This window comes from Halomonas sp. IOP_14, assembly GCF_021021315.1.
GTDB lineage: Bacteria > Pseudomonadota > Gammaproteobacteria > Pseudomonadales > Halomonadaceae > Vreelandella > Vreelandella titanicae.
The window spans coordinates 18,010-42,979 of the sequence record NZ_JAINWD010000044.1; the positions used below are offsets into that span (position 1 = coordinate 18,010).

Here is a 24,970-nt window from a genome sequence, read left to right on the forward strand (position 1 = left end):
AGTGCTTCAGCTCCTTCTGTAACGCTGGTGATTAGCACATCGGACAGCCTTCGCAGGAAGGAGAGTGAATCATGAATTCTCAGCGCGGCTTTAGCTTATTGGAAGCGCTAATCGCACTGGTGGTTCTCTCGATTGGCCTGATCGGCGTTGCCGCCATGCAGCTTAAAGCACTGCAAAGTGCCAATGCAGGCTATCAGCGTTCGGTGGCAAGTGTTGCGGCTGTGGATGCTCAGGAGCGGCTTTGGGCTCAGCTAGCCACGCTCGAAACAGGCCAGACCTGCGAGGATGTCTACATCTCCGGCGTGCAGAGTGCATGGAAGGAACATTGGTTTCAAAATAGTGATGCGACACCGCTACGGGGAGCCTCTTCTTCCCACAGCTATATTGCAAAAGATGACAGTGGAAGTGATTGTCGCATTGACGTGACTGTGGCCTTGGGCGAGAACAATGACGATCAATTTAGCTACTTCTTTCTTCTTCCCAAGGTCGAGAGCTCACCATGAGGCAGCGTCAGCAGGGCTTTACACTGGTGGAGTTGATGGTGGCGTTGGCGATCGGCACGGTCATTATCCTTGGGGCTGGCCAACTGTTTCTAACGACCTTTCAGACCTTTCAAAATGTTGACAAGGTAAGCCGTAAGCAAGAGAACCTGATTTTTATTGCCCAGAGGCTTACCAGTGAAATTCGTCAAAGTGGGCCGGGTCGCTATACGTTACGGTGTGAACGGAATCAGGATGCCTGTAGCTGTACGGTGGCGGATCAGGAAGAGAATGGGCAGCCGCTGGTAAGTTTTCTGAAAGATGTACCGAATCATGATTCGCCAAGCCAGTGTAATGAGGACGAGCACGTGTTAGGCGAACTTGTGCCGGGTGATGCGCCGCTTTACCGGGTGGAACTGCCCTTAGAGAACAATGGTGAGGCGATTGTATTTCATGTCATGGAGCGACAGGGCATATATGCCAGCTTCTTTGATACTCCTACCAGTCAGAAGGGGAAGGGCGATGCAGTGATTGCGGGAGGTGCCGTGAGCGGGGCGGAAAATATCCTGGTAAGTGAATCAACGGTTAACTCAAATTTAGATCCATCGATTATCCTTTCTCCGCAATCAAGCGACTCGCATGATTACTATACAGGCTATATCAATAACATTAAAAATCTGGACGGCGTGATTGCTACCTGTACCGAAAACGAAATCATGTTTTCATCGGGCAAGGTCTTTTATTGCGATGGAAATATAAATAAGTTAAACGTGACTGAACTTAGTGGAAAGGTGGTCGTAGTAGAGCAAGACATTTCAATACAGCAGAATGATAACTCCTCAGTCACTGATGTCGCCATTGTCGCTGGTGGCGAAATTAATTTTAATGGCAATAATACCAATGCACTGTTTCGAGGACTTATCTGGGGAGCGGGTAGTGTCAATTTAAGCATGTCTGGAGTTGAGTTTGTTGGTAGTGTTATCTCCAATGGCTCTGTTGTATTCAATAATGTCAATAGTATTAATGCTGACCTGAGTGTTTGGGAGTTACTGTCAGTATATGGTTATGAGTTCTCTATGCGTCAAGCATTAGAGGGTTTGTCAGAAAATATCGATTTTGGTGACGACTGATGACTCTGCAAAATCGTCAGAAAGGCGCTGCATTGGTCATCGTCATGGCGCTACTAGCCGGGGCACTGCTACTGGGGACTGCCGGCATGCAGTCAGCAATCATAAATGAGCATTTGGCAGGTAACTACCGGATAGTGGCGCAAGCCAATATGAATGCAGAGTCGGCTTACGCAAAAGCGGTTGAGGAGAATCTCGAAACAATAAACTGGGGTAGTGAGTCTTATGACCAAAATTATATTGAAAAGATGAATTGGGAGAGTATCAAAGGGCTTGGGCAGGTCGTAGATCAGTGTGAGGGGGAGGCCTTCCTGTGTTTTTATTTTCCTTTGCTTGTTGATGGAGAAAAGTGCTTCGTCGCGTTTGGAGCTGTATATGATGATCAGGAAGAGCCACTTGCCTTTAGTGACCCCTATTTTCTTTTCATCGATTGAGCATTTCTTTCAGAATGATAACGGCATAATGCTCTTGTAAATCCTCACCACTCTCTGCGGATATTGTAAAACCAAATTCTGCCTGTCGCATCCCCAGGTTCATACAAGTATCATACGACAATGTACGTTCAATGATGAGCCTAAAAACCATGAGCCAGACCGCAAAAACCCGCGTCCTCACCGGTATCAACACCACCGGCACGCCCCATTTGGGCAACTATGTTGGAGCGATCAAGCCCGCCATTGAGGCAAGCCAGGATCCCAACGTGCAGTCGTTCTATTTTCTGGCTGACTATCACTCCCTCATCAAGTGCCAAGACCCTAAGCGGGTGCAGCAGTCTCGCCTGGAGATTGCCGCGACTTGGCTTGCGCTAGGGCTGGATACCGATAACGCCATTTTCTATCGCCAGTCTGATATTGGCGAAATTCCCGAGCTGATGTGGATGCTCTCCTGCGTATGTGCCAAAGGTTTGATGAATCGCGCCCATGCTTACAAAGCAGCGGTGGCTGAAAACGAAGAGGCGGAAAACCAGGATCCTGATAAAGGCATTACGATGGGCCTTTTTGGTTACCCTGTGCTGATGGCGGCGGATATTTTAATGTTTAACGCCAACAAGGTGCCGGTAGGGCGCGATCAGATTCAGCATATTGAAATGGCGCGCGATATCGCCGGGCGCTTTAACCATCTTTATAAAGGGCAGCACTTTACCCTCCCTGAGGCCGTGGTAGACGACAAAGTACAGCTGTTGAATGGCTTGGATGGGCGCAAGATGTCCAAAAGCTACGATAATACGATCCCGCTCTTTTCCGCTGAGAAAAAACTGCAGAAGCTGGTACGTAAGATTAAGACCAACTCGCTGGAGCCCGGTGAGCCGAAAGATCCAGACACCTGCACGCTGTTTCAAATCTACTCCGCTTTTGCGACACCTGAAGAGACCGCTAGTCTACGTGAGCAGTACGTGAACGGTATTGGCTGGGGCGCGGCTAAGGATCAAGTGTTTGAGTACTTGAATGCACACTTGAGCGCGCCGCGTGAACGCTATAATGCGCTGATGGAAGACCCGGCCCACATTGAGGCTGTGTTGCAAAAAGGCGCCGAACGGGCGCGGGAAGAAGCTGTTGTAACGATGGATCGTCTCCGTTCAACGGTAGGTTTGGGGCGGTTTGTTTAATCCCAGAGCCTTGGCGCAATACCAATAGCGAAACACCTGCAGCAATAGAGCAGAAACGACGAAGCCCCTTCCAAGTGGAAGGGGCTTCGCTTGTTTCAGGCCTTGTTTTTCAGGCCAGGGCTAGGCTATTAGCAACAGCTTAACCTTCGATCGGGGCGCGCCAGTCGTCGGAACCAGAGGTGCCAGCAACAGTGTGTTCCCAATCAATCTTACGGTAAGCCAGTGACACATCCATCAACTGGGTGAATTCAGATTTTTGGATGTCTTGGGCGTGGGGCATACGCAGATTGATGTCAACGATGGTGGCATCGGTCAGCGTGGTGGTGAAGAAGTGCTCCTGCTTACCTTCTACAGAGGTGCGGTACCACTTCAGCTCAACATTGGGCAGCATTTCACCAGATGCTAGTGCGTTGTACATCAGCGGTACTGCTTTGTTCAGAGCAACGGTGAAGATGAAGGGCTTGTGAGCACGTTGACCGGACGGCTGACCAGACTGCGGGTCAGTGGGTACGGTAACGACATGCTTGAATTCCTGCACCAGCATTTGGTCTTCATGACCTTCAACGTAGATGTTGCCTACGGAGTCAGGGGTAAAAGCGCCTGAAGTGATGTTGCCCTGAGTTTGGCCTTCGATGCTGATATAACATGGTGTTGGCATGGTCTGCTCCTTGACTGAAAAATTAAAGAAATGTCACGTGGACTCAGACAATAGAGCAACTTCAGGGCCAAGTTTTTAAATTTGTTATATATCAATATGTTATGTTTTTGTTGTGTAGGGCGCTTCTTTCTGCGGGGCAAAAAGTTGCCTGTGCTGGGCAAGATATTGCCTGGCAGGGCAAGAACTTGCTTGCTTGCTCGTTACATCTACAAGCGCTTAGTAACGCTGGGTTGCATCTACCGTTACCTTGCTTTATGACTAAAGCCTTTCTTGGAATTTTAAGCAGAAATAGGGCCATGGGAGCAATATTTTTGCCGCTAAAAATGACGGCGCTGCCCATTTAAGCACCTCTCTTGTATGAATTTTGCTCTCCGTTTTGTAAGAAATCACTGACAGTTTTTGTAAGAGATCTCTTACAAATGCGGTTTTTAAGAGTTAGTTTTAATTAGTTCCTTTTATTGTGCTGCTAAAATTCGCGAAAAAGGTCGTAAAATACGCCTTCTTGAAAGTCTTCTTCTCTCAGATTGTCGCAATACCTGCTTAGAGCCATTTGGTACTTTCGGTGTAAATCCGGTACTTTCCCGCAATTAATAAGCATTCTTCTTTGAATCGAAAATGTTCTAATTTTTACGGGCGAAAACCATGGCTAAGCAAGGAACGGTCGCGCCGAAAGAGCGCATCAATATCAAGTATGTACCCGCTACAGGTGATCAGCAGGCCGAGACTGAACTGCCGTTGAAATTATTGGTGGTCGGTGACTTCAAGGGAGGCGAGGAAGATACCTCCATTGAGGAGCGTGAAGCTGTTTCTGTTGATAAGAATAACTTCCAGTCTGTTATGCGCGAAGCGAACCTTGGCTTGCAGGCTGCGGTTCCCAATCGGTTGCAAGAAGAGGGTGAAGCAAGCGATTTGGCCGTCAATTTGGAATTTAAATCACTCCATGATTTTGCGCCCGACAGTATCGCTCGGCAGGTGCCGGAGCTGCGTAAGCTAGTCGAATTAAGGGAGGCGTTGGTGGCATTGAAGGGGCCGCTGGGCAACGTACCTGCTTTTCGTGATCGTTTGCAGAAGCTACTCGAAAGTGACGAAACGCGTCAGCAGCTGTTGGCGGAGCTAGAGCTGCTTGATTCTGACCCTAATCGTAACGATTAAGCATTCTTATTTTCGTGCTAGTCCAGTAACCGGATTGTATTCGAGGCATCTCTATGAGTGATACGGCGCAAAAGAAAAGCCAAACGGTGGAAGCCCAGGAAGAGGTTTCTTTACTTGACCAAGTGATGGCGCAGACGCGTATGGCTCCAGCGGATGAGGGCTACGACGTTGCCAAGCAAGGCGTTGCCGCTTTTATTTCCGAACTGTTAAGCGGCGAGAACGCTGCCCCGCAGGTTAATAAAGCCGTTGTAGATAGCATGATCGTTGAACTTGACCGGAAAATTAGTCGGCAAGTTGATGAGATTCTTCACGACAATAGCTTTCAGCAGCTGGAGTCTGCGTGGCGTGGCTTGAAGCTGTTGGTCGACCGCACCGATTTCCGCGAAAATATTAAGCTTGATGTGCTTCACGCCACCAAAGAAGAACTGCTGGATGACTTTGAGTTTGCCCCGGAAATTACCCAAAGCGGGCTCTACCAACACGTTTATGCTGGCGGGTATGGTCAGTTTGGCGGTGAGCCGGTAGCAGGGATTATCGGGCATTATGATTTCACCCCCTCGACCCCTGATATGAAACTACTGCAGCACACGGCTGCTGTAGGGGCGATGGCCCATGCGCCGTTCCTGTCAGCGGTGGCGCCTTCCTTCTTCGGCATCGATAGCTTTGAAGAGCTGCCCAATATCAAAGATTTTAAAGCCATCTTTGAAGGGCCCAAGTACGCGCGCTGGCGTAGTCTGCGCGAGTCAGAAGACGCGCGCTATTTAGGTCTGACGGCGCCTCGTTTCTTGCTGCGGATGCCCTACGACCCGGTCGAAAACCCCATCAAGACATTTAACTATCGTGAAACCGTCAGCGAAGATCACGACCATTATCTTTGGGGTAATACGGCGTACCTGCTGGCCGAGCGCTTGACCGACAGCTTTGCAAAATACCGCTGGTGCCCGAACATTATTGGCCCCCAAAGCGGCGGTGCGGTTGAAAACTTGCCTGTCCACACCTACGAAGCGCTAGGTCAGTTGCAGGCTAAAATCCCCACCGAGGTGCTGGTAACGGATCGCCGCGAGTTCGAAATGGCTGAAGAAGGCTTTATTTCGTTAACGATGCGTAAGGGCAGCGATAACGCTGCTTTCTTCTCGGCTAACTCCGTACAAAAGCCCAAGGTATTTCCGAACACGCCCGAAGGCAAAGACGCTGAGACCAACTACAAACTGGGTACTCAACTGCCGTATATGTTCATCATCAACCGCCTGGCTCACTACATTAAAGTGCTCCAGCGTGAACAGATCGGTTCATGGAAAGAGCGTCAAGACCTTGAGCGTGAGCTGAATACCTGGATCCGCCAATACGTGGCCGACCAAGAGAACCCGCCCTCCGATGTACGCAGCCGCCGCCCGCTGCGTGCCGCCTCTATTCAGGTGTCGGATGTCGAAGGCGATCCGGGTTGGTACCAGGTGTCTATGTCGGTGCGCCCGCACTTTAAGTACATGGGTGCCAACTTTGAGCTGTCGTTAGTCGGACGTCTCGACAAGGAATAAGGGAACCTCTCCATCATGGCTATTAACCATGGCAGCCTGCTAGGTAGCCGTCTGTTTGAGCGTCTTGCGATGCCTGAACAGCCGTTAGCGCATGGGGAGGATGAGAGGCTGGCGGAAACTGTTGAGTCGATCAAACGACACTTAGTGGAGTTGCTCAACAGTCATCCGGGCAATAGCGCCTGTGAGCCTGAGTTGGGGTTGCTGGACTTCAATGATGCAACGATCGGCGTGCTGGATTTAGAGCTGAATATCCAGCGCGCCATTCGGCAATGCATCGAACGCTTTGAGCCGCGGGTTCAGCACGTTGAAGTTGAGTCATTACCCAATAATGGCGATCCCTTACAACTGCATTTTCAAGTACATGCCACCGTAGCGTTAGGGCGAGATAACGCCCACGCCACGATCGACTTATTGCTCAATAATAAGCGCTATCAGTGTCTTAACTGATAGGCTTGCGAGGCCCGAATGCTAAATCGCTATTACCGGGACGAGCTCAATTTTCTGAAGCGCCAAGGGCGAGAATTTGCGGAGGGCAACCCCGGCCTGAGTCGCTTCTTGTCAGAGCGCAGTACCGATCCTGATGTTGAACGTCTATTAGAAGGCTTTGCCTTTCTAACTGGCCGTATGCGCGAAAAAGTGGAGGATGAGTTCCCCGAACTTACCCATTCGCTGATCAGCATGCTATGGCCGAACTACTTGCGCCCGGTGCCTAGCATGACCGTGGTGCAATTTACCCCTACGTGGCATGCGCTGAGTACCCATCAGCTCCTGGAGCGGGGTACGGAATTGGCCAGTAAGCCAGTGGATGGCACTACCTGCATGTTCCGCACTTGTCATGACGTGACGCTCTATCCGCTGGAGCATGCGGGGGTTGAGGCACGCCATACACGTGATGCCTCCATTGTTGAGTTGGCGCTTGATGTACATAGTGATCAGCCTCTCAGCGCGATGGGGATTGATACATTGCGTCTGCACCTGGGTGGAGACGCTTATACAGCGCGCACGCTTTACCTGTGGATGAGCCACTACCTAGCGCGCGTAGAGCTGGAAATTGATGGCAAACGGCTGCCTCTGCCCAAGCAGTTGCTGCAGCCGGTTGGTTTTGATCGCCATCATGCACTACTGCCCTACCCGAGGAATGTGTATCAAGGGTATCGGATACTGCAGGAATACTTGTGTTTTCCAGAGGCTTTCCATTTCTTTGATGTAACAGCCCTGAGCCAACACTTGCCGGCCATTCCCGCAGACAAAATTATTTTGCGCCTAGAGTTTGAGCGTACGTTACCGACCGACGCACGGGTGAGAGACGAGCATTTCGCTCTGTATTGCTCGCCGGCGATCAACCTGTTCTCTCACGATGCAGAGCCTGTTGATGTCAGCGGGGAGCGCAGTGAATACCGCATTCACCCCAATAGTCGATCTCCCGGACACTATGAAATTTTTAGCGTCGATAAGGTGGAAGGCTGGTTAGAGAACGAGACCGGTAAAGGGCGCGGTACGCCGCGTGAGTACGTGCCTTTTGAAAGCTTTCAACACCAAGTCAAGAGAGACCGTGGCAACGATGCCTCCTACTACCGTCTTCGCGTGCGCGACAGCTTGCGCGGGGATGGATTTGATCACGACATCTCCTTTGTGCGTGGCGATGAGCGCAGCTACATCGGTATGTCCGAAACCGTCTCGCTCGGATTGACGTGTAGTAATCGAGAGCTGCCTGAGCGTTTGACGGTAGGCGATATTTGCTACTCAACGGAAGAGAGCCCCTCGTATGCCATGTTTCAAAATATCACCCGCCCCACGCCAGTGTTACGGCCCACGCTAGACGGCAGCCTGCTATGGACGCTGATCTCTAATTTATCGCTTAACTACTTATCGCTACTGGAGCGAGATGCTCTGTGCTCAGTATTGCGTGCCTATGATTTCCGAGCCCTGGTGGATCGGCAGGCCGAGCGAGTGGCTCAAAAACGGCTGGCAGGCATCGTTAGCATTGAAACGCAGCCCATTGACCGACTGAAAAAAGGCCTTCCCATTCGAGGCCTGCGTTCGGTCATGACGCTGGATCAAGATGCCTTTGGCGACGAAGGGAGTCTGTATTTATTTGGCAGTGTGCTGGCGCGGTTCTTCTCCTTGTACGCCAGCATCAACTCGTTTCATGAGCTGCATGTTATTAACCGTCAAAATCACGAGCGCTACAAATGGACCTTACAGTCGGGGCAACAGCCTCTGATGTAGCGCTTGCCCCTTTGATGGCAAAGGCGCGGCGTTACGATTTTTATCAGCTAGTAGAGCTTCTGCATCGTCATCATGGCGATGACCTAGAGTGCGCTCAGCGAGGTGCGCCCGCTTTTGAGCGCGTGCGCTATAGCGCTTCAGCGTCACTAGGCTTTCCCAGCAGTGATGTGCTCTCACTGGCTTTTCAGCCTGAGGGCCATTATGAGCTGGAAGTTAGCTTCTTGGGTCTGCAGGGGTCTCAGTCGCCGCTGCCCAGCTATTACCTTGAAACATTAGCGCATGAGGCCGCCCACCACGACGGTGTTGCAGGCGATTTCCTGGACTTTTTCAATAACCGCTTACTGGCGTTAGTGCACCGCAGTTGGCGTAAATATCGCCACTACATCCGCTATCAGGATGGTGCTAGCGATGGGTTCTCGGCGGCCATTTTTGCTTTGGTGGGGTTGGCGGACAGTGACCTGCGCGTTGAGACGCCTATCAACTGGAGCAAGATGCTGGCTTATGCCGGTTTGCTGGCAGGCCGTTCGCGTTCACCCGAGGTCGTCTGCAGCATCGTAGGGCACTGCTTTGACCTTGATGATGTGCAGATTGAAGAGTGGGTACATCGCTGGGTTCAGATTCCGATGGATCAACGCAGCCGAAGCGGTATGGCAGCAATGACGTTAGGCAGCGATGTGGTGGCCGGTGAGCGCGTTGCTGATGTTAACGGCAAATTTGTGCTGGGTCTATTTGGCCTTACCTTGGAGCGTTTTCGCGACTTCCTACCCGACGGCAGGGAGCATGCCCCATTGCGCACTTTGGTTGAGTTTGTGCTACGCGAGCCGTTGGCCTACGACCTCGAGCTAGAGCTGTTACCCAGCGCCGTAAAACCGATGCGGTTAGGCGATGCTGGCACCTGCCAGCTCGGCTGGACCACCTTTGTTAATCCCGAGTCCGGCAGCGCCTCAAAACGCCGCCGAGTGCGTATTCAGATGACAGGTTAAACAATGAACGCCAACCCAATTTCCGCTGTAACGCTGGTCATTGCCAATAGTGAGCGCCTAGAAGGCCGTTCAACAAGTAGTCATGTCTTTCATGAAATCGGCGGCACCCTGGGCTGCTCAACCGATGATGACTGGTTATTGCAAGATCACGCCGGCCGCATTCGCCCGCAGCATGCCCAAGTGAGCAAAATTGACGGCAAGTTCTGCCTGATTGATAGCAGCGGGCACACCTTTATCAATCGCGCCACCCTGCCGATTGGGCGAAACCGTAAGGTCGCTTTGAGCGAGGGCGATGAAGTGCTAGTCGGCGAGTACCGTCTTAAAGTGCATTTGGGTGATCGGCAGAGTACTCAACCCGGTGCTCAACCTCTGGCCTCGTTAGTCAATGAAGAGCAGGAGGCGGTAGATGCATATGGCCGCCCGTTGGTTCAAGAAGACCAGCCGCTACGTGCGGAAGCCGCAAAAAAAGAAGATCCCATGGAGGCTCTTGGCGGGGTAGCGCGTGGAGTGGGGCACGAAGACCCAATGGCCGCTCTCGACCCTCGTGCTGCCAATGCTCAGCTTTCCGAATCCATTGAAGAGATGCCTGAGTTGCTTGGCTCCGAGCGGCGCGTTGAAGGAAGTGTGGGGCGTGACCAGCAAGAGCGGCGCGAAGGCGCTGTTCGCATGCCCGCGATCAAACGCAAGCTAGGCAGCCATTCACCGGACAGCTATTCACCAAGCGGTTATTCACCAAGTAGTCATTCGCCAAACGGCTATACAGCAGGCAACCAGACAAAGAGGAGCAGTAGCATGGATGAGCGGGCAATAGATGACCTCGAACGTTCCGTTGGCGAGCAGTTAGAGGATCGCTGGCAAAAGCCTAGTGGCCGTTCCCTTGGCCATGTGGGGGCCGACCCGCTATTAAGGGGGTTGGATATCGACATTCCCTTCCGTGATAGCGAAGAGCAGCAGGCGTTTCTTGAAGAAGCGGGCCATACGTTACGGGCTGCTATTAATGGCTTACGTGCTCTGCAGCAAACCCAAAACGATAGCAAATACCCCCTCCGGGATCGTCGTTTACAGCCTATCGAAGATAATCCCCTGCGCCTTGGCCAGGCGTACGAGGCCACTGTCGAGACGATGTTTTCGGCCCAGCGCAGCCCGGTTCACCTTTCGGCGCCCGAAGCAGTGGGGGAGTGCCTGCGTCATCAAGGCCATCACCAAGCGGCAGTTGAGGAAGCCATTGAGTACGCCCTAACCGCTATTTTGGATGCCTTTTCACCTGAAGCGCTGCTCAAACGTTTCCATGCTTATCGGGGGGCAGGCACCCGCATTGAAGATGAAAACAGCTGGGCCTGGGAAATGTACCGCCACTACTACCACGAGCTTAACTCAGGCCGCCAGCTAGGTTTCCAAAAACTGTTCTGGGAGGTTTTCGAGCAGGCGTATGACCAGTCTGTTCGTCGCCAGCAGCGGGAGGGCGCATGAGCAAGGCCAAGAGCCTCGGGCTTGTTGGGGTGCTTTTAGTGCTGCTGTCAATCACGGGCTGTGCCTCGACCCGTGAAGCAGCCGGTAAAGCCTGGGAAGTCATGCTAGACCCCTCGATACCGGTTGGCTATCCAGAAGATCAGCCCACGCTGGTCGATTTAAGCATGGTCGCAGAGCCCGATGTGAACCCAAACATCGATGGCGAGGGGACGCCGCTGCGCTTTCAAATTTTGCAGCTTAAAGATGACTCCATGCTAATGGCGGCTGACATGGATCAGTTAAGTGAGGATATGGAGGCGGCATTGGGCACGAACTATCTGACCCATGACGACTTCACCTTGCTACCTGGCCAGTGGAAATTCTACGAACCCTTCGCCATTGAAGAGGACACGCGCTATATCGGTTTGATTGCGTTCTACGCTGAGCCAAACGAGGCGGAGTGGAAGAAAGTCGTCAAAGTGAAGGCCAGTTCAGAGAATTATCACTTGCTGGTTCATCTGCGCAACAGTGAAGTAGAACTAAGGAAGGAAGAGTGATGGCCAGTCGCAATCGCGTGGTATGGAGTGAAGGGCTATTTATCAAGCCGCAGCACTTTCAACAGCAGCAGCGCAGCCTTGAAGGGTTGATTGATACGCGGCTTAAAGGGGTTAGTCACTATCTGTACGGATTTTTGACCCTGGAGTTGAACAACGAGTTTTTAAGCTTTGGCCGGATTGCGATTAGCCGGGCGAGTGGCGTCATGCCCGATGGCGTTGCTTTCCAATTGCCTGAGGATGATTTAGAGCCTTCTGCACTGGAAGTTGTTGATGCGGGCATTACTAACCAGGTGGTCTATTTAGGCTTGCCGCTAGCCACGGATAGCGTCGGGGAAGTGCGCTGGCCCGATGACGAACTGCCCGCACGTTATCGCCTTTCGCCGCGCAGCGTGCGCGACCTGCACTCCCGCGACGGTGATATGGCCGACCTGGATGTGGCGCGCGTTTCACCGCGCTTGTTGTTAGAGCAAGAAGACCGCAGTGGTTATGCCTGCTTGGCCGTTACGCGCATTCTAGAGCGTCGCCCCGACGGCAGCTTGGTACTGGATGAGCAATTTATCCCCACCTTAATGAACGTGCAAGCAGCGCCAAGCCTGCAGCGGTTTGTGGGTGAGATGGCGGGTTTGATGCGAGAACGGGCGCGTAATATTGCTCAGCGGCTGTCGACGCCCAATCAGGCAGGGGTGGCCGACGTAACGGATTTCATGCTGCTGCAGCTACTGAACCGTGCTCAGCCGCGTTTTCAGCATCTGGCGCGTTTAGGGCAAGTTCACCCAGAACGGCTTTACGACACCATGCACGAAATAGCTTGTGAGTTGGTGACGTTTACCGATGAGTCGCGTTTGCCGCCTGAGTGCCCTGCTTATGACCATGAGCATCCCGAGCGCGGATTCCGGCCCTTGATGCAGATGATGCGCCAAGCGCTCTCCACCGTGCTTGAACCCCGCGCGATCGCCATTCAGATACAGACACGGAAATTCGGCCTACTTGTGGCGCCGCTTTCGGATACCAGCCTGTTCGAAACAGCCGAGTTCATTTTGGCAGTGCGCGCCGATATGCCTAGCGAGCGCCTGCGTAAGCAGTTTCTACAGCAAACCAAAGTGGCCAGCGTCGAGCGTATTCGCGACCTTATTAGTCTGCAATTACCGGGTGTGCCCTTGGAGCCGTTACCGGTGGCCCCTCGTGAGTTGCCTTATCACGCGGGCTATACCTATTTCCAACTCAGCCGACAAAGCGAAGCCTGGGGAATGCTGGATGGTGCAAGCGGTTTTGCCTTCCACGTGGCGGGCGAATTTCCCGGGTTGGAGATGCAGTTTTGGGCGATCAGGAGTTAAGCCATGCAAGATATTGCCACGCATCAAGATGACGCCAAAAACGACTACCCGATGGGTGAGCCGGTTCGCCATGAAGATCAAATAAAAGACAGCGGCGTTGAGCAGTTGGTGCATAGCCATGCCCAGCACCTGAATGCTGACGAGGACTACTGGTTTCGGCTGCGCGGGCACAACTTAAACCCGCTGGTCGATGCATCGAGCAGCCTGCTGGGCATGGCGGTGCGCGTCCGACAGGTGGACGGCGCTGATGATCTCGAGCGCTTATATCGTCAGGTAGTGGACGAAATTGCCTCTATCGAAATTGAGCTAACCGAACAGGGGTATGACCGCCCGACACTGCTCGCCTACCGCTATGTGCTTTGCTCGTTTATCGATGAAACCGTGATGGGCATGCCCTGGGGGAGGCAGAGCGTGTGGGCTGAGCACTCGCTGCTAGCGAGGTTTCATAACGAGACCTGGGGTGGCGAAAAAGTTTTCTCTATCCTCGCGCGGCTGCAGCAAGAGCCTCATCGCTATCGCGACATGCTGGCCTTTATCTATTTGTGCCTGTGCCTTGGGTTTGAGGGGCGTTACCGGGTGAAAACCCATGGTCGTGAAGAGTACGACCAGATTGTACGCGCGCTGGGCGATCAACTGGCGTCACTTGATGAGCCGCCAGATGAGATGCTGACCCAGCCACTTAGGCATGTGGTGAAAGGGCGTGGCAAAGGGATGCACGAGGGGTTACCGCTGTGGGCCATCTTTGCCCTGTTCGGCGTTACGTTGGTGGGTATTTATTTGGGGCTTTCTTGGTCGCTGGATCAGCAGGCTGAGCAAGTCAGAGCTTTACTCGATCAGATTTATCGTTAGGAGATAGCATGCTTAGGGTAGAGCTACCGGCGCTTATTAGTCGACTGAATGGAATTTCTCGTCATGGCCTCGAGCAGGCCGCCGTGCTGTGCGCAGAGCAGCAAGCACCGGAGGTGACCACCGGGCACCTGCTGCTGGCGCTGGTCGACCAGCCGCTATGTGATGTGCGCTTACTGCTGGAAACGCTTGATATTGATGTCGAGGAGCTGCGCGCACGAATGGCTGAGGAGAGCCGTCCGCCTCGTGATCTTGAGGTGTCGACACCCAGCTTTTCGCCGTTATTGGTAGAGCTGCTGCAGGACGCGTGGTTACTGGCAGCCACCGAGTATGGACATCAAGCGCTTCGCAGCGGCGTGCTTTTCACGGCGCTACTGCACAACGCCCCGCGCTATTTAGGTCCGAAGAGCACGGCGCTACTGGAAGATATCAATCGCGAAAATCTACGCCGCCACTTGGAGCGTCTTACGGCCGATTCAGCCGAAGCACCTCGGGAGGGTGCCGACGCTAAACAACGCCAGGCTGCTCATCCTGCTGGCGATGACAGCGCACTCGCCCGTTTTGCTACCTCGCTGACCGAACAGGCGCGCAAGGGTGAGCTTGACCCTGTGCTGGGGCGTGACCCGGAAATCGACCAAATGCTCGATATCCTGGGGCGTCGGCGCAAAAACAACCCCATTGTGATTGGCGATGCCGGGGTGGGTAAAAGTGCTGTGGTAGAAGGTTTAGCAGCACGCATTGTGGCGGGACAAGTACCCGCTGCGCTGGCAGGTGTTGAGTTGCTGACCCTTGATCTAGGTGCGCTACAAGCCGGTGCCGCGGTGAAAGGCGAGTTTGAAAAGCGCCTTAAAGCGGTGATTGACGAAGTCAAAAACGCCCCTCGTCCCACGCTGCTATTTATAGATGAAGCGCACACGCTGATCGGTGCTGGTAACCAGGAAGGCGGCGGTGACGCGGCCAACTTGCTCAAGCCCGCCCTGGCCCGGGGCGAGTTGCGTACTATCGCCGCCACTACCTGGCGTGAGTACAAAAAGTACTTTGAAAAAGATCCGGCGCTGTCGCGGCGCTTCCAGCCCATTGCGCTTTCCGAGCCAAGCGTAGAACAGGCACTGGTCATCCTGCGCGGTTTGCGGGATGTGTATGAGCGCGCCCACGGCGTGCTGATCGGCGATAGCGGCCTGCGTGCTGCCGCTGCGCTTTCTGCCCGTTACCTGGCCGGACGGCAATTGCCTGACAAAGCCATTGATGTGCTGGATACCGCCTGTACCCGATTGGCGCAGGCTCTGGATACCCCGCCCCGCAAGCTAAGCCACTTACAGAGTGAACATATCGCCGCGCTACGTGAGCGCGATCAGGTCGAGCGTGAACGTCTGCTGGGGCGCGAACCGGATAGTGAACGCCACCACGACTTAACCGAACGCTTAGCCAAGCTGGAAGAGGAGTTGGCAAGCCTGGAAGCCGCCTGGCAAGCGCAGCGCGAATGCGTCGATGCCATTGTGGCGCTACACCGCCAACTGCTAGAGGCAACGGATAATGATGCCGTTGATCAACTTCCCGAGGGCGTGCATCAAGAACTCGCCGAACGGGAGCAGCAGCTGGCCCAACTGCAAGAGACGTTTGCGCTGGTTAATCCCAGCGTTGAAGAGGCGCAAATTGCCCAGGTGATTGGCGACTGGACCGGCGTACCGGTCGAGCGTATGACCAGCGACGAGCTAACCCGCCTCACCGAACTGCCGACCCATCTGGATGCGCTAATCCAGGGGCAGGGCAGTGCGATTGAGCGTATCCATCGCCACTTGCTAACCGCGCGTGCGGATCTCCGTCGCCCGGGGCGGCCATTGGGCGCATTTCTGCTGGTAGGCCCCAGCGGCGTGGGTAAAACCGAAACCGTGGTGCAAATTGCCGACCAGCTGTATGGCGGTCGTCAGTTTCTTACCACGATCAATATGTCGGAATACCAAGAGAAGCACACGGTTTCACGTCTGATTGGTTCGCCGCCGGGGTATGTCGGGTTTGGCGAGGGCGGGCTACTCACCGAAGCGATCCGTCAGCGCCCTTATTCGGTGGTGCTGCTGGACGAAGTCGAAAAAGCCCATCCCGATGTGCTTAACCTCTTCTACCAGGCGTTTGATAAAGGCGAACTGGCCGACGGGGAAGGGCGCGTTATCGATTGCAAAAACGTGCTGTTCTTCCTGACCTCTAACCTGGGCTACGAAGCCATCGTTAGCTATGGCGATGACCCAGCAGCGCTGGATGCCGCGCTCTACCCGGTGCTGGCTGAGTTCTTTAAACCGGCGCTATTAGCGCGTATGGAAGTGGTGCCTTACTTGCCGCTGGACGGCGATACCCTGCGTGACATCGTCAAGGCCAAGCTGGATACCTTGGCAACACGCATCCGTGAGCGCCATCGCCATGCCGAGGTGGTGCTGGATGACAGCCTGGCCGAGGCAATTTGTAAACGTGCGACGCGGAGTGAAAACGGCGCACGCATGCTGGAGTCGGTGATCGACGGTGAACTGCTGCCGCCGCTTTCCCGTGCCCTGCTTGAGCGTATGGCACGGCGCGAGAACGTTAGCCGGGTAGTGTTGGGCACGGATGCCGACAGCGGTGTCTTTACTGCGGAGGTGGCATAGCGCCATGCAGGTAAAGGCTCTTGACCAGCGCAATGCTAGCGAAGCGCAGCCTTTAGCTGGGCTGGCGGCTATGCCCATGGCGCTTGCGTTGGTTGAAAGTACCACACCACGGGAGCTGCGCTTACGCAGTCGGCAACTGCTGGGTAATAGCCTGGGCTTGGCGTGGGTGGAGTGCCTCTATCTAGACAGCAGCGGCCGCTGGGTGGGCCGTGATAATAGTGAGGCGCGCTTCAACTGTGATGAGTTTAGTCACCCCTACGCCCATGCCATCCGCAGCGGTAAACCGGTGACACTGGGCGTGGGGGAAGCGCGTACCCGGCTTGATCATCCCGGTTTTCAAGCCCAAATAGCCTCCCTCAGTGGCGACTTGCGGCTACACGTGAGGCCGTTACGACTCCAGGACAGTTCGCGGGAGTGGCTAGGCGTGCTGGCCTTCGTCACGGAAGCGGCAACCTTGACGAACCTCATGGAGTGTAGCGATTTTGTCGCTTTTGAGGCCCTGCTGTGTCGGTTGTGGTCGCGCCTGGCAAGCAGTCAGGGAGAGCGTCAGAAATCAGCGGTATTGCGTGACTCGTTAGCCAAGCTCAACGACAACACCCGGCGCCAGGGGTTAGCGGCCAAGCTTGCGAGTGATTTGCTGGGTAACTCCATCGCCATGCAAGAGCTTCGGCAGCAGGTGATTCGTGCGGCCGAAACCAATTTAGCGGTGTTGCTCCAGGGCGAAACCGGTACCGGCAAAGACCTCGTGGCGAGAGCGATTCACCGTTTCTCGGCACGCGCCAAGGCGCCGTTCATGGCGATTAACTGTGCCGCGATCCCCGAGTCGCTGCTCGAGTCGGAGCTGTTCGGCCACTCCAAAGGGGCGTTTTCAGGCGCTGATCAAGCCAGGGAAGGGCTCATCGCCCAAGCCGACGGCGGTACGCTGTTTCTGGATGAAATCGGCGATATGCCGCTAGCGCTGCAAGCCAAACTGCTCAGGGTGCTGGAGAGCGGCCGCTATCGCCCCTTAGGGTCGAATGAAGAACGCTGTGCAGACCTGCGTCTTATTGCGGCTACCCATCAGCCGCTACGCGAGCAGATCAAACAGCAGCGGTTTCGCGCTGACCTCTATTATCGCTTAGGCCAGTTCCCGCTTTCGCTGCCTTCGCTGTCGGCACGGCGTGAAGACATCGCCTTTCTGGCCGAGCACTTTGTTGCTGATTTCTGTGTACGGGAAGAACGCAGTGAGATGGGCATCACACCCGCCGCGTTGCGGCAGCTAAAAGAGCGTGATTACCCCGGCAACGTGCGTGAGCTCAAAAACTTGATCGATTATGCCTGCGCCATGACCCCCGCCGGTGGCGATATTGAAGCCTTGCTCCTGCCCAGCGATACCGCCAGTGGCGCTGATTCAGCGACACCAGAAACCAGCGGCACGCTGAATAAGATCCATGATCTGCGCCAAGCGGTTCGTGATTATGAAGCGCAATTGATTAGCCAGCGATTGCTTTACTACGGCGGGAATCGTGCCCTTGCAGCAGAGAGCCTGGGAATACCCAAGCGAACGCTCTCCCACAAATGCCAATTGCTAGAACTGGATGCTAAATGAAAGTGACATTCGTAAGTTGCCGATGGCAGCACAGGCTATTGATTTGCCTCTGGCTACTAAGCATGAGCAGCGCACTACAAGCAGAGGATAGCGCAGTTGTATTGGAACAGGCGCATCAGTGTGGCCAAGAAAGCTCGCGTTTGGATCGCCTGGGGTGCTACGACAATCTGTTCCTGGACGAGCAGAGCACACCGAGTGATAGCGCTGAACTGCCGCCACTTTGGCACGCAGTTGTCAGCCAAGAAGAGAAACGCAATCCCGATGACTTTGGCCTGATAGTGAGCGCCGAGGGAAGCCAGGTATTAATGACGGTGCCCGCACGGGGCACAACGCCTCCGCGGCCCGTATTAGTACTGGCCTGCGAGAAGTTAATTACCCGCTTCCAGGTGCACCTGCCCAATGCCTTGGATACGCCCCGCGTGTCGTTGCGGGTCGTCGCGGATGGGCGTGATGTCTCTCAACAGTGGAGAGTGCGCGATGATGGCCACGTGGTAAGCGGTGGGCGCGGCCTGCCCGCCATTGAAACGCTGCGGCAATTATTGAGCGCCAACGAGCTTGTGTTGAGTAGCGACGCAGGGGCTCTGGACGGGCTGCGTTTTGATGTATCAGGACTGCGTCAGCAAATTCAACCGCTTCGCAGCGCCTGTCGCTGGTAGTGGGTATAGGAGTTCGTGATGCGTATAACGGCGGATAGTCACCTTGAACCCCTGCTAGCGCCTCTGCCTGCCAATGAGCAGGGTGAGGAGATCGGCGTTGTGCTGGAGGACAGCGCCGACTACCTGCGCCTTGAGGCTGAAATGATGAAGGTCGGCTCATTGCAGCACCAAGACGTCGATTGGGACACGGCAGAAGCATTAGCAATCACTATGCTCAGCCATAAGGGCAAAGACCTAAAGGTGTTGGGACACTTGCTGCACTGCCTGCAGCATGAAGGCAATGGCGTGCGTTTCGCGCTTTCCCTAAGGCTGCTGGCCGGTTGTCTTGAAGCCTGGTGGGCGTTGGCATACCCCTTCAATGGCGCACGTGGGGCTAAGTTGCGGCCCAGGCTGTTCCAGCAATTTACCCAACGCACGCTGAAGCTTGCCGCGGGCCTCGACTTTCATAATGCCGAGGATGAGTTTCTGGCCTGCCGCCACTCGTTGGAAAAACTGCAAACGTTAGCCGCGGACAAGCAGTTGCCCGCTGACTCACTTGACGAGCTGATGCGCCTGCTGGATGAAAAGCAGCCTAATCAAAACCGTGCTGCATCGGCCTCTCAAGGCGGCGACGCTTCCGGTAGCGATGCACGGACGGCCGCGTCTTCTTCCTCCAGCAGTGCTGAAAAGGTTGAGCAGCCCGGTGGGGCAAAAGTCCCCGAACTGCGTCTGGAGGCGGGCAATGAGCGCGCCAACCGCCAGTCTCTGCTCAAAATGGCCGATTTTCTAAACGAGCAAAACCCGGGCGAGCCGCTGGCATACCGCTTGCGTCGCTATGCCATCTGGAGCGCCATCCAGGCGTTACCTGCTGCAAGGGAAGGGGGGCGTACCGAGTTAGCCCCTGTGGCTGCTGACCGTGTGGCGGATTATCGAGAGGCGCTTTCCCGGGGCAGTGACGAAGCGCTTTGGCAGCGCATAGAGAAAAGCGTTGCGGTCAGCCCCTACTGGCTAGAAGGACACCGCTTGAGTGCCGAGCTGGCCAAGCGCCTAGGGCGGCCGCGCTGCGCTGAGGCTATTCGTGATGAGTCGGTGCGGTTCGTGGAAAGGCTCCCCGGTATTGAGTCGTTAACGTTTAACGATGGCTCGCCTTTTTTAGATAAAGAAACGCAGCAGTGGCTGTATAGCGGCGCGGGCAGCGGCGCAAATGACGGCGCCGGTGGCGGTGAAACATGGCACGCGGGGTTAGAGGAAGCGCGTAGCTATATGGGGAGTGAAGGGTTAGGGCCTGCCTTGCAGGTGCTTGACCAGGGGTTAGCGTCGGCACGCTCCTTGCGCGAGAGCACGTACTGGCGCTTGGCCAGCGCTGATTTGCTGCAGGAGGCGGGGCTAGAAACGCTCGCCCAGCAGCACTACAGCACGCTGCACCAAACTGTTAATGAACTTGATTTAGAGCAGTGGGAACCAGCGCTGGTTTCGCGGCTTCAGGCATCGCTTAGGACATGACAACGATGATCGACTTTATCACTAGGGACGAGGATTAAAGGCTCATGTGGGGAACATTGAAATCAAAGCTGAGCCGCTGGGTGCCCGGCTTTTCACGTGCACAGAGCACTCACAATCGCGCCAAAGCGCAAGCTAACAGAGTCAAGGGGTTAGGGCGGCTTTCCATGGCCATGTGGGGCGTATTAATCGTGCTCCTATTAGTGGCCATCTGGTGGTTAGGGCCTAGCTGGGAGGTACGAGACAGTTACCCATTAGGCCCCTGGGTCAATCGGTTACTGGCCACCTTGGCGCTGGTAACGTTAGTGGCGCTGATTTGGGGCGTTCGGCTTTCCCGTCGACTGCGCGAAGCCGATGAGCTCGCGCAGGATATGGAGTCGCAGCAGTCAGACCCTATTCAGGAGAGTATCGACCAGCAGGAAACCTCGCTGAACAACGTATTATCCGAAATCATTGATAGCGTTGGCAGTGGGGACAGCAGCCGCTATCGCCTTCCCTGGTATTTGGTCATGGGGGTCGAAAACGCGGGCAAAACCAGCTTGGTCAACCGCTCTGGGCAAAACTTTGCGCTGTCCAATGTCATGAAAGCCTCTGGCATCAGCAGCAAGAAAAACCGCTTTGGTTTTGACTGGTGGATTGGCGATAAAGCGATACTCATCGACCCTGATGGCGAGTTATTGACCCAAGGCGCACTGGAAACTGGCGAGCCTGACGAACTGAATAGCCGCCTATGGGATCACTTCACCGAGTGGCTAGAGCGTAACCGCCCACGCCGCCCGCTGGACGGCGTTGTGCTGGTGTTGGATCTAGCCCGTCTTAGCCACGCCCAGGTAGCCGTTCGTAAAGCGTACGCAACGCTGTTACGCAGCCGCCTGCGCGAGTTGATGGAGCGCCACGGCAGCCGGTTACCGGTTTACGTCACCTTCAGTAAAATGGATTTGCTGCACGGTTTTGACGATTTCTTCCGCCATTACTCCCGTGCTGCACGGCGGGCGCCGTTAGGCTTTACCTTCTCGGCTAAATCCATTGATACACCGGGACAGTGGGAAGAAGAGTTCGCCGCCGCTTACGACAACATGCTGGAACGCCTTAACCGCGCAATGCCCACCATGCTGGCAGAGTGCCGCGACCGGGAAGAACGGGAATCGGTATTTCGCTTTGTGCGCCAGCTAGCAGGGCTGCGCGATGTGCTGCTCGGTTTCCTCAACGAGGCGCTCTCCAGCGACCGTTTTTCCACCGCGGCGATTGTACGCGGCACGTATTTCACCTCGGTTTATCAGCAGGGGGTGCCTGAAGACCCTTTCGTGGATGCTGCGGCACGCCGTTATGGCATGTCCGAAAGCGTTCAGCCTGCGCACCGTGCGACGCGCAGCGCGCTGTATTTCACTGAAGAACTGTTTGAGAAAGTCATTTATCCAGAAGCGGGGCTGGCCGGTGATAACGCCAAAGTCGCCCATCGCCGACAGCGTATTCGCCAAGCATGCATTGTTGGCTGCATGTTAGTGGCTGCGGTAATGATCGGTGGGTGGAGTCATTTCTACCAGAAAAACGCGACCTCGCTTTCCACCGTCGAGCATCGGGCGGAAACTTTCCTGGCCACCCATCCCGAAGAGTTTCAGAGCGACGACCCAACGGGCTACGAAATGCTGGCGCCGTTGGATCGCCTACGCGATGCGATGCAAACCTTCGAGGGCTACCGAACGCATACCCCTTTCCTTGCCGATATGGGGCTTTATCAAGGCCACATTATTGGTGGCCAGTTAGAGAATGCTTACCTCGCCATGTTGGAATACCAATTCCTGCCGGCGTTGATGGTGGGCATCATGGATGACATGAACCGCGAAGAGGAGGGCAGTAACGCCAAGCTGGCGCTGCTGCGCATTTTGCGCATGATGTCTGACGCCAGTGGCCGCCAGCCCGAACGCGTACACGACTTTATGGCGCAGCGTTGGCAGTCGGATTTCCCCCAGCGTGGTGAAATCCAAGACCGCTTACTGGCTCATTTAGATTACGCCCTGCAGCACAGCGATTTGGAAAGCCGGGTTGCCGCTGGTAATCGGCGCGCTGAATATGCCATGGCGCCACTACGCGGCAGCTTGGTCGCCGCGATAGATGACCTATCACGCCTGCCGATGGATGAGCGGGTCTACGCCACCATGAAAGCTGACAGTAGCCGTCGCGGTGATCCTCTCGATCTGCGCCGTCAGGTGGGGTCGATGTTCAACACGGTGTTTATGGCGCGTAACGATGAACCCTCGTATGTGCAACTGCCGTATCTGGTTACCCGGGGTGGCTTCGAAAATCACTTCCTGCAGCAGTTGGATAGGGCAACCGAGCTAGCGCTTATCGACTTGTGGGTATTGGATCAGCGCGAAGACATCAATTTCAGCAACGCTGACCGTCAGCAACTGCAAAACGCCCTGCGTGACTATTATGTCAGTGACTATCGCGTGAGTTGGCGTGATGCCCTGCGCAATACCCAGCTTGTGCCCCTGCCGGACATTCATCAGGCAGCGGTGGTCGCCGATGCGCTGGTCAGCGCCGAGCGCCCCCTAGACCGTCTGTTAGCAGCGGTCGAGCAGAATACCCGTCTCTATCCGGAACTGCCTGAAGATGACGAGGAAGCCCGTGAAGCGCTGCAGCGTTCACCGCGCTATCAGCTTGCTCACGATATCGAGCAGCAGTTTACCGCGATTAACAAGCTCTCCAATCCTCAAGAGGGGGATCCCTCCTCCCTGGAAGAGATCAAATCGGCGGTAACGGAGCTGCGTGATTACCTGCTTGATATAGAAGAAGCCAGCGACCCAGGGCGCGCCGCTTTCATTGGCGCGCGTGACCGCTTATCGCTGCGCGGTGATGACCCTATTTATCGCCTGCAGCGTATTGCTGACAGCTCGCCCGAGCCTGTCGCAAGCATGTTGAAAAGCCTGGCGGATCAAAGCTGGCAGCTCATCATGGCAAGCGCTATCAGTCACCTGGAAAATATCTGGATAGATGAGGTAGTGGCACCCTATCAAGAGCGTTTAGCCGGGCGCTATCCGCTGGTGCCCAGTGCAAGCCGGGATGCTTCGCTAAGCGACTTTGAAGCCTTCTTTGCTCCTGAAGGTATCCTCGACAACTTCTATCAGGATAACTTGCAGCCCTTTATCGAAGGTGCGCCTGAGCAACTGGTGGATACCCAGGGTAATTCGCTACTGCGTGAGAGCGTGTTTGCCGCTGTGTCACAGGCGGAACAAATTCGCCGTGCCTATTTTGGCCCTGATGGTGCGCTAGACGTCGAGTTCGCTCTTGAGCCGATCAGCTTAAGCCCCGACAAGCGGCGCAGTGTGATCAGTGCCGATGGCCAGCTCATTGATTACACTCACAGCGCCAGTAGTCGGGTCTCCATGATTTGGCCAAATACGTTGCGTGGCGGCACGGATAGCCGCATCACCATGGTGCCCAGCCAGGTAAATCACTCGCCGCGGAGTATAACCCGCGATGGCGCCTGGGCTTGGTTCCGGCTGTTGGAAGAGGCAAACATCACCAGCGTTAATGAGCGTGAGTTAGAGCTACGTTTCAACGTGGACGGGGGCGCTATGCGTTATCGCCTATTTACCGATAGCGCCCCCAACCCCTTTACCCGTTCGCCCGCCGCAGGCTTCCAGTTACCGTCGGCACTCTATGCAGAACGAGGGCCCTATGCTGACGAAACTTAAGCAGTGGCTCTCCCCCTCAGCTAGCACGACCCATGACCACCCAGGTGGTCATGTGGATAGCGGCCCTGATGTTAATGGCCAAGCATCTTCCCGCGCGCTTGAAAGCGCCCGCGAAGGGGATATCGATAGTTTTATCGAAGCCGTCCAGCGTGCCGATGCAAAAGGGCATTCGCCCTGGGTACTGCGTGATAAGGCCTACCTGGATACGCTGCGCCGCGCGCTGGAATTTACCCTGCATCGCCAGGTGTGGTTGCAGCGCGAGCAAGAGCACGTTGAGCACTGGCAGGGGCGTTTACTCGCCCTACGCCATGGGGATGGCCCGCCGTTGGGGATGGTGTTGGCGTGCCGACCCGATGACGAAGCCGCCTGGCAGCTTCGCTTCTTCTTTATCAGCCAAGAGTGGAAAGGCAGCGGCCATGGCGCACGCCTGCTGACCGCTGCGCGGCTGAGTCTAAGCGGTGTGCCGCTACAAACGCGGCTACCGCTCGCGTGCCACACGGCGATTCAAAGCCTGGAAGCGGCGGGGTTTCAGCGCATGTACGTCGATGCTTTTGAGGTGGCGAGCTACGAAGCGCCAGCAAAATGGGATGAGTAAGGCAGCGGCAGCCAAGGCTTTTAAGCGCCGATTGTGAAGCGCTGCTGATAGCCACAACTGCCGTCACCCAATCTAGAAAAACAGCAGCGGAGGAACAGTAATGGGACGAAAAATGGTAGTGGCTAGTCGCTTAATCATCACGCTGGACAATAAGCCGGTTGCACTGACCGATCATGCAGCTGTCTGCGGCGGTATTTTAATCGGCAGTGGCCGCGGAGAGGGGGCTTCCAATGGCTGATAATACGGGTCTTCAGTTTACTTTGTCCCTTCCCGGGGCTACTGACACGGCGGTGGTGAGTTTTACCCACCGCGAAGCGCTGTCGGAGACGTTTGCACTCACCGTTGAGTTCGCCAGCCGCACCCACG

General features: G+C 55.2%; 21 protein-coding genes. 20 read left to right on the plus strand and 1 reads right to left on the minus strand.

The genetic code is table 11. The features are described from left to right. Positions 1-71: 71 nt before the first annotated feature. The 4 genes from pilV to K7H09_RS20730 all read left to right on the plus strand — a co-directional run bounded on the left by pilV (position 72) and on the right by K7H09_RS20730 (position 3,212). Positions 72-503 carry a type IV pilus modification protein PilV gene (gene pilV / locus K7H09_RS20715; protein ID WP_159177957.1) on the plus strand — a complete coding sequence of 144 codons (432 nt, stop codon included), beginning with the start codon at positions 72-74 and terminating at the stop codon, positions 501-503. Then, positions 500-1,609: a PilW family protein gene (locus K7H09_RS20720; RefSeq protein WP_230805834.1), complete on the plus strand. Its 1,110-nt coding sequence runs from the start codon at positions 500-502 to the stop codon at positions 1,607-1,609. The genes pilV and K7H09_RS20720 overlap by 4 nt, the downstream gene beginning before the upstream one ends. Further along, positions 1,609-2,040 carry a hypothetical protein gene (locus tag K7H09_RS20725; RefSeq protein ID WP_022521987.1) on the plus strand — a complete coding sequence of 144 codons (432 nt, stop codon included), beginning with the start codon at positions 1,609-1,611 and terminating at the stop codon, positions 2,038-2,040. The genes K7H09_RS20720 and K7H09_RS20725 overlap by 1 nt, the downstream gene beginning before the upstream one ends. Positions 2,041-2,189: 149 nt before the next feature. After that, on the plus strand, positions 2,190-3,212 hold the full coding sequence (locus tag K7H09_RS20730; protein WP_022521989.1) for a tryptophan--tRNA ligase: 1,023 nt from the start codon (positions 2,190-2,192) through the stop codon (positions 3,210-3,212). A 139-nt stretch (positions 3,213-3,351) separates the two neighbouring features. On the opposite strand, the gene K7H09_RS20735 is transcribed toward K7H09_RS20730, so the two are convergent. Continuing rightward, positions 3,352-3,870 (minus strand): Hcp family type VI secretion system effector, encoded by a 519-nt coding sequence (locus K7H09_RS20735; RefSeq protein WP_035580474.1) that lies wholly within the window; start codon positions 3,868-3,870, stop codon positions 3,352-3,354. Positions 3,871-4,512: 642 nt separating this feature from the next. Between K7H09_RS20735 and tssB the strand changes: the two genes are divergently transcribed. The 16 genes from tssB to K7H09_RS20815 all read left to right on the plus strand — a co-directional run bounded on the left by tssB (position 4,513) and on the right by K7H09_RS20815 (position 24,842). After that, positions 4,513-5,022, plus strand: a complete 510-nt coding sequence (tssB, locus tag K7H09_RS20740; RefSeq protein WP_009287535.1) for a type VI secretion system contractile sheath small subunit — start codon at positions 4,513-4,515, stop codon at positions 5,020-5,022. Positions 5,023-5,075: 53 nt separating this feature from the next. Then, a complete protein-coding gene (tssC, locus tag K7H09_RS20745; protein ID WP_009287536.1) occupies positions 5,076-6,557 on the plus strand; it encodes a type VI secretion system contractile sheath large subunit in 1,482 nt (493 codons plus the stop codon). 15 nt (positions 6,558-6,572) lie between these two features. Next, the gene (tssE, locus tag K7H09_RS20750) at positions 6,573-7,004 is read left to right on the plus strand and encodes a type VI secretion system baseplate subunit TssE (protein WP_022521991.1); all 432 of its coding nucleotides are present in this window, start codon (positions 6,573-6,575) and stop codon (positions 7,002-7,004) included. An 18-nt stretch (positions 7,005-7,022) separates the two neighbouring features. Next, positions 7,023-8,786, plus strand: coding sequence for a type VI secretion system baseplate subunit TssF (gene tssF / locus K7H09_RS20755; protein WP_141440670.1), 1,764 nt, complete (start codon positions 7,023-7,025; stop codon positions 8,784-8,786). Beyond that, entirely contained in the window at positions 8,750-9,769 is a 1,020-nt protein-coding gene (gene tssG / locus K7H09_RS20760; protein ID WP_027956916.1) for a type VI secretion system baseplate subunit TssG, read from the plus strand. The genes tssF and tssG overlap by 37 nt, the downstream gene beginning before the upstream one ends. Before the next feature lie 3 nt (positions 9,770-9,772). Further along, positions 9,773-11,239, plus strand: coding sequence for a type VI secretion system-associated FHA domain protein TagH (gene tagH, locus K7H09_RS20765; protein WP_141440671.1), 1,467 nt, complete (start codon positions 9,773-9,775; stop codon positions 11,237-11,239). Then, positions 11,236-11,775, plus strand: a complete 540-nt coding sequence (gene tssJ / locus K7H09_RS20770; protein ID WP_009287538.1) for a type VI secretion system lipoprotein TssJ — start codon at positions 11,236-11,238, stop codon at positions 11,773-11,775. The genes tagH and tssJ overlap by 4 nt, the downstream gene beginning before the upstream one ends. Next, positions 11,775-13,109: a type VI secretion system baseplate subunit TssK gene (gene tssK / locus K7H09_RS20775; RefSeq protein ID WP_041159246.1), complete on the plus strand. Its 1,335-nt coding sequence runs from the start codon at positions 11,775-11,777 to the stop codon at positions 13,107-13,109. The genes tssJ and tssK overlap by 1 nt, the downstream gene beginning before the upstream one ends. A gap of 3 nt (positions 13,110-13,112) precedes the next feature. Next, positions 13,113-13,958 (plus strand): type IVB secretion system protein IcmH/DotU, encoded by an 846-nt coding sequence (gene icmH / locus K7H09_RS20780; protein WP_009287540.1) that lies wholly within the window; start codon positions 13,113-13,115, stop codon positions 13,956-13,958. 8 nt (positions 13,959-13,966) lie between these two features. Continuing rightward, entirely contained in the window at positions 13,967-16,588 is a 2,622-nt protein-coding gene (gene tssH, locus K7H09_RS20785; protein ID WP_155706024.1) for a type VI secretion system ATPase TssH, read from the plus strand. 4 nt (positions 16,589-16,592) lie between these two features. Continuing rightward, positions 16,593-18,176, plus strand: a complete 1,584-nt coding sequence (locus K7H09_RS20790) for a sigma-54 interaction domain-containing protein (RefSeq protein WP_051430514.1) — start codon at positions 16,593-16,595, stop codon at positions 18,174-18,176. Positions 18,177-18,238: 62 nt separating this feature from the next. Continuing rightward, positions 18,239-18,832 carry a type VI secretion system-associated protein VasI gene (gene vasI / locus K7H09_RS20795; RefSeq protein WP_230805836.1) on the plus strand — a complete coding sequence of 198 codons (594 nt, stop codon included), beginning with the start codon at positions 18,239-18,241 and terminating at the stop codon, positions 18,830-18,832. 18 nt (positions 18,833-18,850) lie between these two features. Beyond that, positions 18,851-20,314, plus strand: a complete 1,464-nt coding sequence (gene tssA, locus K7H09_RS20800; protein ID WP_167522522.1) for a type VI secretion system protein TssA — start codon at positions 18,851-18,853, stop codon at positions 20,312-20,314. Positions 20,315-20,358: 44 nt separating this feature from the next. Beyond that, positions 20,359-24,009, plus strand: a complete 3,651-nt coding sequence (gene tssM, locus K7H09_RS20805) for a type VI secretion system membrane subunit TssM (protein ID WP_041159244.1) — start codon at positions 20,359-20,361, stop codon at positions 24,007-24,009. After that, positions 23,993-24,604 carry a GNAT family N-acetyltransferase gene (locus K7H09_RS20810; protein ID WP_041159243.1) on the plus strand — a complete coding sequence of 204 codons (612 nt, stop codon included), beginning with the start codon at positions 23,993-23,995 and terminating at the stop codon, positions 24,602-24,604. The genes tssM and K7H09_RS20810 overlap by 17 nt, the downstream gene beginning before the upstream one ends. A gap of 100 nt (positions 24,605-24,704) precedes the next feature. Next, on the plus strand, positions 24,705-24,842 hold the full coding sequence (locus tag K7H09_RS20815; RefSeq protein ID WP_161575217.1) for a hypothetical protein: 138 nt from the start codon (positions 24,705-24,707) through the stop codon (positions 24,840-24,842). Positions 24,843-24,970: the final 128 nt, after the last annotated feature.

Bases quoted from the DNA above. Each gene is read 5' to 3' on its own strand.
- tssF (WP_141440670.1), top strand. From the start codon at position 7,023: ATGCTAAATCGCTATTACCGGGACGAGCTCAATTTTCTGAAGCGCCAA.
- tssG (WP_027956916.1), top strand. From the start codon at position 8,750: ATGGACCTTACAGTCGGGGCAACAGCCTCTGATGTAGCGCTTGCCCCT.
- tssC (WP_009287536.1), top strand. From the start codon at position 5,076: ATGAGTGATACGGCGCAAAAGAAAAGCCAAACGGTGGAAGCCCAGGAA.
- tssE (WP_022521991.1), top strand. From the start codon at position 6,573: ATGGCTATTAACCATGGCAGCCTGCTAGGTAGCCGTCTGTTTGAGCGT.
- tssA (WP_167522522.1), top strand. From the start codon at position 18,851: ATGCGTATAACGGCGGATAGTCACCTTGAACCCCTGCTAGCGCCTCTG.
- pilV (WP_159177957.1), top strand. From the start codon at position 72: ATGAATTCTCAGCGCGGCTTTAGCTTATTGGAAGCGCTAATCGCACTG.
- tssM (WP_041159244.1), top strand. From the start codon at position 20,359: ATGTGGGGAACATTGAAATCAAAGCTGAGCCGCTGGGTGCCCGGCTTT.
- tssJ (WP_009287538.1), top strand. From the start codon at position 11,236: ATGAGCAAGGCCAAGAGCCTCGGGCTTGTTGGGGTGCTTTTAGTGCTG.
- K7H09_RS20725 (WP_022521987.1), top strand. From the start codon at position 1,609: ATGACTCTGCAAAATCGTCAGAAAGGCGCTGCATTGGTCATCGTCATG.
- tagH (WP_141440671.1), top strand. From the start codon at position 9,773: ATGAACGCCAACCCAATTTCCGCTGTAACGCTGGTCATTGCCAATAGT.
- tssB (WP_009287535.1), top strand. From the start codon at position 4,513: ATGGCTAAGCAAGGAACGGTCGCGCCGAAAGAGCGCATCAATATCAAG.
- icmH (WP_009287540.1), top strand. From the start codon at position 13,113: ATGCAAGATATTGCCACGCATCAAGATGACGCCAAAAACGACTACCCG.
- K7H09_RS20720 (WP_230805834.1), top strand. From the start codon at position 500: ATGAGGCAGCGTCAGCAGGGCTTTACACTGGTGGAGTTGATGGTGGCG.
- K7H09_RS20810 (WP_041159243.1), top strand. From the start codon at position 23,993: ATGCTGACGAAACTTAAGCAGTGGCTCTCCCCCTCAGCTAGCACGACC.
- K7H09_RS20790 (WP_051430514.1), top strand. From the start codon at position 16,593: ATGCAGGTAAAGGCTCTTGACCAGCGCAATGCTAGCGAAGCGCAGCCT.
- vasI (WP_230805836.1), top strand. From the start codon at position 18,239: ATGAGCAGCGCACTACAAGCAGAGGATAGCGCAGTTGTATTGGAACAG.
- tssH (WP_155706024.1), top strand. From the start codon at position 13,967: ATGCTTAGGGTAGAGCTACCGGCGCTTATTAGTCGACTGAATGGAATT.
- K7H09_RS20815 (WP_161575217.1), top strand. From the start codon at position 24,705: ATGGGACGAAAAATGGTAGTGGCTAGTCGCTTAATCATCACGCTGGAC.
- K7H09_RS20730 (WP_022521989.1), top strand. From the start codon at position 2,190: ATGAGCCAGACCGCAAAAACCCGCGTCCTCACCGGTATCAACACCACC.
- tssK (WP_041159246.1), top strand. From the start codon at position 11,775: ATGGCCAGTCGCAATCGCGTGGTATGGAGTGAAGGGCTATTTATCAAG.
- K7H09_RS20735 (WP_035580474.1), bottom strand. From the start codon at position 3,870: ATGCCAACACCATGTTATATCAGCATCGAAGGCCAAACTCAGGGCAAC.